This is a genomic window from Streptomyces sp. NPDC054786, from assembly GCF_053611685.1.
The window spans coordinates 79253-89602 of the sequence record NZ_JBSHAW010000027.1 but is presented as its reverse complement, the minus strand read 5'-3'; the positions used below and the strand labels follow the sequence as shown (position 1 = coordinate 89602).

Sequence of the window (10350 nt, the reverse complement as noted above, 5' to 3'; positions counted from 1 at the left end):
CGGGCTGCGGGCTGCGGGCTGCGGGCTGCGGGCTGCGGGCTGCGGGCTGCGGGCTGCGGGCTGCGGGCTGCGGGCTGCGGGCTGCGGGCTGCGGGCTGCGGGGCCAACGAGTGTTCGGGGTGGTGGAGGTGGGGCGGGAGGGGGCGGGGCGGGGCCCGGGGGGAGGCCCCTTCAGCCGCTGACGCCGCGGAGCACCATCGCGACCGCCGCCTCCGTGATCTCGTCCGGGTCTTCTGCGGCGCCGAGTTCGATGCGACGGACCGCGGCGTCGACGACTCCCTGGAGGAGCATGGCCGCGAGTCGGGGCTGTGCGTGGCCGAGGGCGGCGAGCGCCTCGACGATCATGGCGATCAGCCCGCCGTGCGCCGCGCGGATTTTCTCGCGTGCGCCGGCGTCCAGCTCACCGGCCGAAATAGCGACGACGGCGCGGTGGCGCCGGTCGCCGACCAAGGCGAGCTGCCGGCGCACATACGTCTCGACCTTCTGCTCGGGCGTGTCGACGCGCTCCATCGCCGCTTCCACCTCAGCGGCCCAGACCGGGAAGTCGACGGCGCACAGCTCCTCGACGACAGCAGCACGCGAGCGGAAATACTCGTATACGGAGGAGCGCGCGAGGCCCGTGCGCTCGGCGAGGGCGGGGAAGGTCAGTGCTTCCGTTCCGCCTTCGGACAGCAGGGTGCGGGCGGCGTCCAAGAGGGCGCCGCGCTGCATCGTCCGGTGCTCGGCCACGGAGGCCGCTCGAATCCTGGGCACCTCACCACTCTACGGATGACGCCCCCGTCGTGGCACTCCGCATGGCGACATGGCGTACGCGAAGCCCTGGTGTCCAGGACGTGGCTCAGCGTCCGACGTCAGCGAGCTTCGCTCTGAGCTGCAGTACGGACTTGGTGTGGATCTGGCTGACCCTGCTCTCCGTGACACCGAGGACGTTGCCGATCTCGGCGAGCGTGAGGCCTTCGTAGTAGTAGAGCGTGACCACGGTCTTCTCGCGTTCGGGGAGGGTGTTGATGGCGCGCGCGAGCAACCGTCGCAGCTCGCGGTCCTCGGCGATCTCGACGGGGTTCTCGGCCGCCGTGTCCTCGAGGGTGTCCATCAGGCTCAGCCGTTCGCCCCCCTCACCGCCGACGTGCAGCAGCTCTTCCAGGGCCACCACATTCGCCAAGGACAGCTGGCTGAACACCCCGTGGAGTTCCTCCAGCGCAACGCCCATCTCCTCGGCGACCTCCGCCTCGGACGGGGTGCGGCGCAGTTGCGCTTCGAGGGTGGCGTAGGCCCGTTCGACGGCACGGGCCTTCTGCCGTACGGAGCGCGGAATCCAGTCCAGTGCGCGCAGCTCGTCGATCATTGCGCCGCGGATGCGGGTGATGGCGTAGGTCTCGAACTTGATGGCGCGTTCGGGTTCGAACTTCTCGATGGCGTCGATCAGTCCGAAGACTCCGGAGGAGACGAAGTCGGCCTGTTCGACGTTGGGGGGCAGGCCGACGCTGACGCGGCCGGCGACGTACTTGACCAGCGGCGAGTAGTGCAGGATCAGCTGTTCCCGCAGCCGCCCGTCACCCGACGCCTTGTATGAGCGCCACAACTCGTCGAGCGAGGTGGGCGGGGCGGGGCGCACGCTGCCGCGCGCGGCGGGTGGTACAGCCGCACGGTCAGACCCGGAGGTGTGCTGGGGCATTCGTCGCCTTGAGCCGTTCTGCCGAGACGCGGGTGGATGGATGTATGAGGGTTGAATTGCCTGTGAGCGTAGCGTGACCGAAGCGTCGCGGTGCGCGAGGATGGCAGGTTCGGGCGTGCGCAGATACGTTCCGCTGCCCGCACCTCAGGGTTACCTCGTACGGCGTGGCGAGACCCGGACAGGGAGCCGGACGCGGACCCCCGGAGGGCCGTGCGGACGGACGTGGTGGCACGGCGGGCGGGACCTCGTGCATCCCCTGCCCCGCATCGCCGTGTCCCCACGGATCGGGCCCGTGCCCCGAAGTACGCCAAACCTGGATTCTGCGGTCATTCCCCTCACCCTTTCACCCGTTCGCCCCAGGTCAAGTACCGCCTCGCCGGGAACCGTCGGTCGTCTCGGCGCGTCGCGCCAACTCCCAGCCGTCCCCGCACCTTTGAACGAATCCGAGGGACAGCAGCTCGAAGAGTTTGCTCCGGGTGACGTCGCGGGGCGTGCCGGCCTCCTCCGCCAGATGGCCGGTGTCCGAGCTGCCGCGCGCGGGCAGCGCTTCCAGTACGCGGGTCGCGAGGGGGTCAAGGAGGTCGCGGATGCGGGTCGGGCCCTGCCGCTCGGGGGCGAGGTCGCCGATGCTGCCGACGAGTTCGATGACCTCGTCGGCGTCGGTGACCACCGCGGCCTCGCCGCGCAGGAGTTGATGCACACCGGCGGACAGCCCGCTGGTGACCGGGCCCGGCATGCCCATGGTGAAGCGCCCGAGGGCCAGCGCTCGCCGGGCGGTGACCAGTGAGCCGCTGCGGAGTTCGGCCTCCACGACGACGGTGCCTCTGGTGAGTGCGGCGATGACGCGATTGCGCTGGATGAAACGGCTGCGGGTGGGGTGGTCGCCGGGTGGTAATTCGGCGACCACCAGGCCCTGTTCGGCGATCCGGCCGATCAACTCGGTGTGGCCGCGCGGGTAGGGGTGGTCGACGCCGGAGGCCATGACGGCGACGGTCGCGCCGTCCGCGGCCAATGCGCCGCGATGAGCTGCGCCGTCGACGCCGTACGCGGCTCCGGAGACAACGGCCCAGCCGCGGTCGGCGAGTCCGGCGCTGAGGGTGGTGGCGAGGTGCGCGCCGTATTCGGTACAGGCCCGGGCGCCGACGACGGCGACGGAGCGCAGCGCCCACAGTCTGAGGTTGGCCGTCCCGCGCACCCACAGACCGACGGGGCGGGCGTCACCGAGGTCGTCGAGCTGGCCGGGCCATTCATCGTCCCCGGGGCAGAGGAACCGGCCGCCTAGCGCGGCGACGGCATCGAGGTCCGCGGTGGGGCGAGCCCGGGCGGCGCGGAGCCGCAGTCCTGCGATCTTGGTCGGGGTTGCGCCCGTGAGGGGGTCCGCCGAGTCGTCGGAGAGGGTGTGCCAGAGGGCCACCGGGCCCATTTCACGTAGCCAGCGGCCGGCGGTTTCATCGCCCGGTTCGAGGATGCGGGTGAGGGCCGCGCGGGCGGTGCGTTGTGGTTCGTGTCCCTCGTGGTGGGCGGACCGCCGGCCGGCTGCCACCGGCTGTGCGGGAGGTGACTCGGCTGTCGTGTTCATGGCGTGGCCCGGCTCGGCTGTCGGAGCGGGTCCATGGCCGCGGCCCTCCGTGGCGCCGGCCGGTTCACCCGTGGCGAAGCCCCATGCATCGGTCCTGGTCATGGCTCACGCCTGCCCGTGTGGTGGTGCGGCGGTCGTCGCGGTCTGGCGCTTGCCTCCGCCCCCGCCCACTGCCGTCAGCGCGCCGCGGCGTACCCCCGTGCGGAGTTCCAGGGCCCAGTTGACGTCTTCGCTGGTGGGGCGGTCTCGGCCGGCCAGGTCGGCGGCGGTCCAGGCGACACGGAGGATTCGGTCGAAGCCGCGGGCCGTGAGGAGACCGCATTCGAGGTCACGTTCTGCCGGGGCCAGGGCGCCCGGGTGGACCCGCCAGCGGGTGCGCAGTTCATGTCCGGGTACCTCGCTGTTGGTCTGCCACGGTGTGCCGGCGAGACGGGCCGCGGCGCGCTCGCGGGCGGCGTGTACGCGCTCGGCCACGGCCGCGGTGGATTCGGCGCCGCGGCCGAGGGCGACCAGTTCGGCGCGGGCGACCGGTTCCACGGCGATCCGTAGGTCCACCCGGTCCATCAGGGGCCCGGACAGCCGGGCGCGGTAGCGGCGGATGGAGGACGGCCGGCATTCGCAGCTGCCGCTGATGGTGCCGTGTCGTCCGCACGGGCAGGGGTTGGCGGCGAGGGCGAGGAGGAAGCGGGCGGGCATGCGCATCATGCCTGCCGCGCGGGCAACCACCACATGGCCGGATTCCAGTGGCTGGCGCAGTGCGTCCAGGACACGTGGGCTGCATTCGGCGGCCTCGTCCACGAACAGCACGCCGTGATGGGCCAGGGATACGGCTCCGGGGCGGGGCAGGCCGGTGCCGCCGCCCACGAGGGAGGCCATCGTCGCGGAGTGGTGCGGGGCGCAGTAGGGCGGCCGTTGAACGAGTGGCTGTCCCGGCGGGAGGGTGCCGGCCACCGAGTGGACGGCGGTGACCTCCAGGGATTCCTTGGGGGACAGCACCGGCAGGAGTCCTGGGAGGCGTTCGGCGAGCATGGTTTTCCCGGCGCCGGGCGGGCCTTTGAAGAAGATGTGGTGGCGTCCGGCTGCGGCTACTTCCAGGGCGCGGCGGGCGCTGTGCTGGCCCGCGACGTCCGCGAGGTCGGGGGTGTGGTCGCCGGGTGGCAGGCCCGCGCTGATGCCGGTGCCGGGCACGACCAGCCCGGCGAGCAACGGGTCGGGGCGGCCTTCTTCACGGAGATCTTCCTCGTCGGGCACCGGTTCGTCGGCGAGGACGGCGATGAGCTGGCGCAGGCTGCGGACGCCGAGGACGGAGATGCCGGGGACCAGCGAGGCTTCGGCGGCGGTCTGTTCCGGGACGACGACCTGGCGGTATCCGGCGTCGGCGGCGGCCAGTACGGCGGGCAGTACGCCGCGTACCGGCCGGACGCGGCCGTCCAGGCCCAGTTCGCCGATCATCATCAGGTCGGTGAGTTCGCGGGGGTCGAGGCGTTCGGCGGCGCCGAGGACCGCGCAGGCCACGGCCAGGTCGAATCCGCTGCCGCCTTTGGGTACGGAGGCCGGGCTGAGGCCGACGGTGAGCTTTTTCTGCGGCCACTCGGCGCCGGAGTTCACGACCGCGGCCCGCACCCGCTCGCGGGACTCGATGAGGCTCTTGTCGGGCAGTCCGACGAGGGTGAAGGCCGCGACGCCGGGTTCCAGGTCGGCCTGGACCTCGACGACGACGCCTTCGACGCCCACCAGGGCGACGGAGCAGGTTCGGGCGAATCCCATCAGGCCACCCCTCGTGCGTGCTGGACGACCGGGGCTCCGCGGGCCGGCAGCAGGACGCCGATCACATCGATCCGTACGCCGCCGGGTGGCGGGCCGCCGTGCCGCTCCAGCCAGCGTTCGGCGAGCAGCCGCAGCCGGGCGGTCTTCTCGGGGCGTACGGCCGCCATGGGGTGTTCGTACCAGCCGGCGCGGCGGGTTTTGACCTCGCAGACCACCACTGCGTCGCCGTCGGCCGCAACGATGTCGATCTCTCCGTCGCGGCAGCGCCAGTTGCGGTCCAGGATGCGCATACCGGCCTCGATGAGCCGCCGGGCGGCCAGGTCTTCGCCATAGCGGCCGAGTGCGCGCCGACGGGCGTCGGCGGGTTTGGCCGCCGCGGGGTCGGTGTTCCCCGGCTCGGCGACCGTCGGAGCGGTGGCCGGTGGCTTGGCAGCTGCCGGTTCGACGGCCGGTGGCCTGCGGGCTGCCGGCTCGACGGCCGTCCGCGTGCCCGCAGGTGGCTTACGTTCCGTGGGCGGCGGTCCTGAGTGCGCCCTCCGTGCCCGCTCCGCGGTCTGTGCGTCGTCGCCGGCCCTGCGGCCGGCCTGCATGGCGTTCATGCGGCACCACCTCCGGCACCGACTGTGACGCTCCCGCCCCGAACTATTGGATCTTGGTGGACAGTGCGCCGGTTGTGGATAACCCGCTCACCCGTCCGGGTCGCGAAGAGGGGCCCAGGGCCTGCCGCCCACTCCGGCGGCTCCGGCCGCCTCAGCTGCCCGGAAGATCCAGATCACTCTTGTTGAGCTCCTCGATGTTCACGTCCTTGAACGTGAGTACGCGTACCTGCTTGACGAAGCGGGCGGGTCGGTACATGTCCCAGACCCAGGCGTCAGCCATCGACACCTCGAAGAACACCTCCCCCTGAACCGAGTGCACCTGCATCTCGTAATCATTGGTGAGGTAGAAACGTCGCTCGGTCTCGATCACATATTTGAACAGTCCGACGACGTCGCGGTACTCCCGGTAGAGCTTCAGCTCCATCTCGGTCTCGTACTTCTCGAGGTCCTCGGCACTCATGGCAGATCCCCTTCAGCCGTGCGTCCCCCCATTGTGCGTCAGACCCGCTCGGTCTCCAGGAGCACTGGCGCATCGGGTGGCCCTTCGTCGAGCAGCGTGCGCAGCAGCTCGGCGAGTCTGGTTGGATACACCGTCTCATGCGAGGCGGACAGTTCCTCCGAAGTCCACCACCTCAGTCCCGAGACGCTGCGTCGCTCCAGGTCAGTCTGCCCGCCGGTGTCGGTGACAGTCCGGTCGGTCCGTCCCAGGTAATACCACTCGTCCTGCTCCCAGCGCCGCCCGTCGAACGGGAAGGCGCACCGGCGCTTCCACAGGACGGGGCCCAGGACGGCATCGACGATGCCGGTCTCCTCGGCGAGCTCACGGCGGGCCGCCTCTTCGCGGGTCTCCGTGGCTTCCAGACCGCCCCCGGGGGTGAACCACCACCTGTCGGCGGGGCGGTCCGGTTCGAAGCCGTGGAGCAGCAGGATCCGGTCGTCGGGATCGAGCAGCACGATGCGGGAGACCTGGCGCACCACGTTCGCCTCCGCCGCGTCGGAACCGGCCGCTGGCCCACGGGCCGCGGCCGGTTCCTCGGCGCCCCGTCGCGGCCTCTCAGGCACCCTTGCGCGCCCTACGCCGGGCGAGGGGCCCGTAGGCCGCGCCGATGAGGATGAGGACCGCACCGGCGACCACCGCGAGGGTGATGGGCGCTACCGGGCCGGGCTGCGAGGTGCCGCCGGGGAGGGCGGAGAAGGCCGCCGGGCGCTGCATCACGCCGACGCTGCCGAGCGGCCAGGCGCGCGCGTCGACCCGGGCATTGACGGCGCTGCGCGGTACGGAGCCGTGGTCGCCGTCGGTGAGGTGGACGCGGGAGTCGAGGGAGTCGCTGCGGTGGTCACCGAGCAGGAAGAGCTGGCCGGTGGGGACCTTGGCCTTGAAGCCGATGGGTGAGGCGGGGCCGCTGCCCTGCAGATACGGTTCCTCGACGGGGGTTCCGTTGATGGTCAGCCGGCCCTGCTCGGTGCAGCAGGCGATCTTGTCACCACCGACGCCGACGACGCGCTTGACCATCGGCAGGTCGCCCCACGTGGAGTCCTTGAAGACGACGATGTCGCCGCGGCGTATCTCGGAGCCGTCCACCTTCTCCGCCAGGACCCGCGCCCCAACGGCGATCGTCGGCGTCATCGAATCGGTCGGCACCGTATAGGGGCGGTAGATCAGCGCCGCCCATACGAAGCCTCCCAGGAACAGCACACAGCCGACGGCCACGGCCAGACCGGACAGCACACTGCCCGTCGTCCGGCCGCGGCCGTCGGTCCTGCGTTCCGTACTGCTGCTCATCCCAGCGCTCCCACCCCGCGGACCGAGCCCGCGTCGAAGATCCGGGACGGCACCTTACCTGGGGTTACGTGTTCCGGTCAGCCTGCGGCGGCGCCACATCACGATCGGCACCGCGCCGGCCAGGCCCAGAGCGGCCGGCGTCGCCGCCATGGCCTTGTTGATTCCGGGCTGGTCGAAGGTGTCCGGCACCGGCAGCATCGCCCAGCGGTTGATGGGCCAGGCGATGGTGAATGCCCGGCCGACGACCTCGTCCTCCGAGACCGTGCCGTTGCCCTTGAGGTTCTGGTGGTAGCGGGAGTCGAGGGAGTCGTCGCGATGGTCGCCCATCACCCAGATCCGGCCCTTGGGGACGTGGATCGGGCCGAACGCCCGGTCGCCGCAGGGGGTGGCCCCGGGGAAGACGTACGAGTCTTCCTTGAGGGCCTTGCCATTGACCTTGACGGGGCCGGTGCCGTGGCACTCGACGGTGTCGCCGCCGACGGCGATGACCCGCTTGATCAGGTCCTTCTCCTCGGCCGAGGGCATCAGGCCGATGAAGCTGAGGACCTTCTGGACGGGGTTGGGCTCGGGGGTCGGCGTCTCGTTCAGCCAGCCGCCCGGGTCGTGGAAGACGACGACCTCGCCGCGCTGCGGCTTGGAGCCGAACCACGGCGTCAGCTTGTCGACCAGCACCCGGTCCCCGCGCTGCAGGGTGTCCTGCATCGAGTCGGACGGGATCGAGAAGGCCTGCACCAGGAATGTTTTGATCAGCAGCGCGAGGAGCAGGGCGATACCGACGAGAATCGGCAGCTCCTTCCAGAAGGCGCGCGGCTTCTTGGCCTTCTTCATGCCGCCGCTCGCCTCCTCGCCCGCTGACGTGTCCAACGTGTCCGACGTGCCCGAAGGATCCGCCGGAGTCGAACGCTGCGCCTGCGCCCCTGACTGTGCTGATGACTGATGCACGGAACTCGTCGCCGGCCGCGCGGTCTCACCACGCCCCGCCGGCTCTTCGGGCTCTTCGGTTCCGGACCGCGCGCCGACCGCCAAGTCCCCCACATCTGCTCCTCACTCCACGCACTCGCCCGCCCGTCAACCGGTGCAGGCCCACCACTCCCATAACGAGCGGGAGTTCCGCAGGGGTCGGGAGTACGGTCAAACTCTCGTTGGACAGCCTATGCGGCGCGCCTGCCGCCGACGCCTTGGCGCCCGGCGCGTCGTGCACGGTCGTAAAGGTGTCCGGCTCTTCCAGGCGCCGCCAGTGGCTGAACGGCCAGCCGATCACCACGGCGCGGCCCACGACACTCTCCTCCGAGACCGTGCCACGGTACGGCTCGTCCAGGTGGAAGCGCGAATCCGCGGAGTTGGAACGGTGGTCGCCCATCACGAAGATCCGTCCGGTGGGGACGGTCACCGTGAACTTCAGCGTGGACGGCGGATTGCCCGGATGGACGTACGGTTCGGTCAGCGGGGTGCCGTTGACGGTGACCTTGCCCTTTTCGTCGCAGCATTTGACGGTGTCGCCGCCGACCGCCACGACCCGCTTGATCAGGTCTTGTTCATCGGCCGACGGCAGCAGCCCGATGAAGGTCATGGCGTCCTTGACGGGCTGGAAGGCACCGCTGTCGGTGGGCTTGGTCTGCTCGCCCTTGAGCCAGCCGCCGGGGTCCTTGAAGACGACCACGTCGCCGCGCTCCGGCTTGGAGCCGAACCACGGCGTCAGCTTGTCGACCAGCACTCGGTCGCCGATCTTGATCGTCTGCTCCATGGAGCCGGACGGGATGACGAAGGCCTGGACGAGAAAGGTCTTCAGGACGAGGGCGATGGCCAGCGCCACGCCCACGAGGATGGGGATCTCCTTGAGGTAGGAGCGCTGCCTGCGGCGTTTGATGCGCCGCGCCATGCGCCGCCGCTCGGCCCGGCCACCGGTCCCGGACCGGCCCGCCCGCCTGCCGTTCGCCGGCTCGTCCGCCCGGGAGCCGTCGCTCCCGCCGGATTCCTGAGGGTCGCCGTACGGACCGGAGCCGCCGTACGCGCCGTCGGTGCCCCGTCCCGGCCCGCCGACGCCCCGCTTGGGCCTGCCGGCACCCCGTCCCGGCTTGTCTGCGTTCTGGTTCCCGTGGCGGGGGCGTCCGCGGCTACCCATGGGGGCCTGCCGCGGTGGGTATCCGGTCGAAGGACCGTGGGCGCTCGAAGGTGCGCCAGCGGCTCGCCGGCCAGGTGATCAGGTCCGCGCGGCCGATGACCTTGTCCACCGGGACGGTTCCGCCTCCGGGGTCACCGAGGTGGTCGCGGGAGTCGCTCGATCTGGCGCGGTGGTCCCCCATGACCCACAACCTGCCCTCCGGCACCACGATGTCGAAATCCACCGAGGACGGCGTGTCCCCGGCATGGAGATACGCCTCACTCACGGGCTCACCGTTCACTTCGATCCGCCCCCGTTTGTCACAGCAGGTCACACGGTCACCGCCGATGCCGATCACACGCTTGACGTAGTCGGTCTCGGCGGGCCGGGCCAGGCCCAGCGCCGCACCGGCTCCGCGCACCAGCCCCGTGACGGGATTCTCCCCCTGCTCCCTGTGAACGAAGGAGCCCGTGCCGTCGAACACCACCACATCGCCCCGCGCCGGCTCGCTGCCGAAACGGTACGCCAGCTTGTTGACCAGCACCCGGTCCCCGATCTGCAGGGTGTTCTCCATGGAGGAACTGGGAATCAGAAAAGGCTGTGCCACGAACGCGCTGAGCAGCAGCACAAAGGCCAGACAGAGCGCGAGCAGGGTGGCCGGCCGATGGCGCAGACCGGCCGCACGGGCGAGCAAACGCGCGGAGCGCGACCCCTGCTCCGGCCCCTGGTCGGGGGTGGGAGAGGGGTCGCGCTCCGTCAGCTGTGCGTCGGTGTTCATCGGGCCCTGAGCTTATCCGGCCGGGTCCCGAAGCCGTACGCGAGCGTGGGTTTGCGTTGCCCCGGCGC

Annotated in this window: 11 protein-coding genes; all 11 read right to left on the bottom strand. The window is 71.1% G+C overall.

All coding sequences use genetic code 11. The features are described 5' to 3' along the window. Positions 1-171: 171 nt before the first annotated feature. The 11 genes from ACWGI6_RS23205 to lepB (ACWGI6_RS23155) all read right to left on the bottom strand — a co-directional run bounded on the left by ACWGI6_RS23205 (position 172) and on the right by lepB (ACWGI6_RS23155) (position 10282). Positions 172-711: a TetR/AcrR family transcriptional regulator gene (locus tag ACWGI6_RS23205; protein WP_453269316.1), complete on the bottom strand. Its 540-nt coding sequence runs from the start codon at positions 709-711 to the stop codon at positions 172-174. A 127-nt stretch (positions 712-838) separates the two neighbouring features. Then, the gene (whiG, locus tag ACWGI6_RS23200) at positions 839-1675 is read right to left on the bottom strand and encodes an RNA polymerase sigma factor WhiG (RefSeq protein ID WP_393907245.1); all 837 of its coding nucleotides are present in this window, start codon (positions 1673-1675) and stop codon (positions 839-841) included. Positions 1676-2036: 361 nt separating this feature from the next. Continuing rightward, on the bottom strand, positions 2037-3356 hold the full coding sequence (dprA, locus tag ACWGI6_RS23195) for a DNA-processing protein DprA (protein WP_453269284.1): 1320 nt from the start codon (positions 3354-3356) through the stop codon (positions 2037-2039). A 3-nt stretch (positions 3357-3359) separates the two neighbouring features. Beyond that, the gene (locus ACWGI6_RS23190) at positions 3360-5021 is read right to left on the bottom strand and encodes a YifB family Mg chelatase-like AAA ATPase (RefSeq protein WP_453269283.1); all 1662 of its coding nucleotides are present in this window, start codon (positions 5019-5021) and stop codon (positions 3360-3362) included. Next, complete coding sequence (locus ACWGI6_RS23185) at positions 5021-5341, bottom strand: YraN family protein (RefSeq protein ID WP_453269315.1); 321 nt, start codon at positions 5339-5341, stop codon at positions 5021-5023. The genes ACWGI6_RS23190 and ACWGI6_RS23185 overlap by 1 nt, the downstream gene beginning before the upstream one ends. A 430-nt stretch (positions 5342-5771) precedes the next feature. After that, positions 5772-6080, bottom strand: coding sequence for a DUF2469 domain-containing protein (locus tag ACWGI6_RS23180; protein ID WP_003980220.1), 309 nt, complete (start codon positions 6078-6080; stop codon positions 5772-5774). Between the two features lie 38 nt (positions 6081-6118). Then, positions 6119-6598, bottom strand: a complete 480-nt coding sequence (locus ACWGI6_RS23175; RefSeq protein WP_453269282.1) for an NUDIX hydrolase — start codon at positions 6596-6598, stop codon at positions 6119-6121. Between the two features lie 76 nt (positions 6599-6674). Continuing rightward, on the bottom strand, positions 6675-7403 hold the full coding sequence (lepB, locus tag ACWGI6_RS23170; RefSeq protein ID WP_453269281.1) for a signal peptidase I: 729 nt from the start codon (positions 7401-7403) through the stop codon (positions 6675-6677). A gap of 54 nt (positions 7404-7457) precedes the next feature. After that, positions 7458-8429: a signal peptidase I gene (gene lepB / locus ACWGI6_RS23165; RefSeq protein ID WP_453269314.1), complete on the bottom strand. Its 972-nt coding sequence runs from the start codon at positions 8427-8429 to the stop codon at positions 7458-7460. Continuing rightward, entirely contained in the window at positions 8371-9525 is a 1155-nt protein-coding gene (gene lepB / locus ACWGI6_RS23160; RefSeq protein WP_453269280.1) for a signal peptidase I, read from the bottom strand. Before lepB (ACWGI6_RS23160) ends, lepB (ACWGI6_RS23165) begins: the two co-directional genes overlap by 59 nt. Further along, complete coding sequence (gene lepB, locus ACWGI6_RS23155; protein ID WP_453269279.1) at positions 9518-10282, bottom strand: signal peptidase I; 765 nt, start codon at positions 10280-10282, stop codon at positions 9518-9520. The genes lepB (ACWGI6_RS23160) and lepB (ACWGI6_RS23155) overlap by 8 nt, the downstream gene beginning before the upstream one ends. Between the last annotated feature and the right edge of the window lie 68 nt (positions 10283-10350).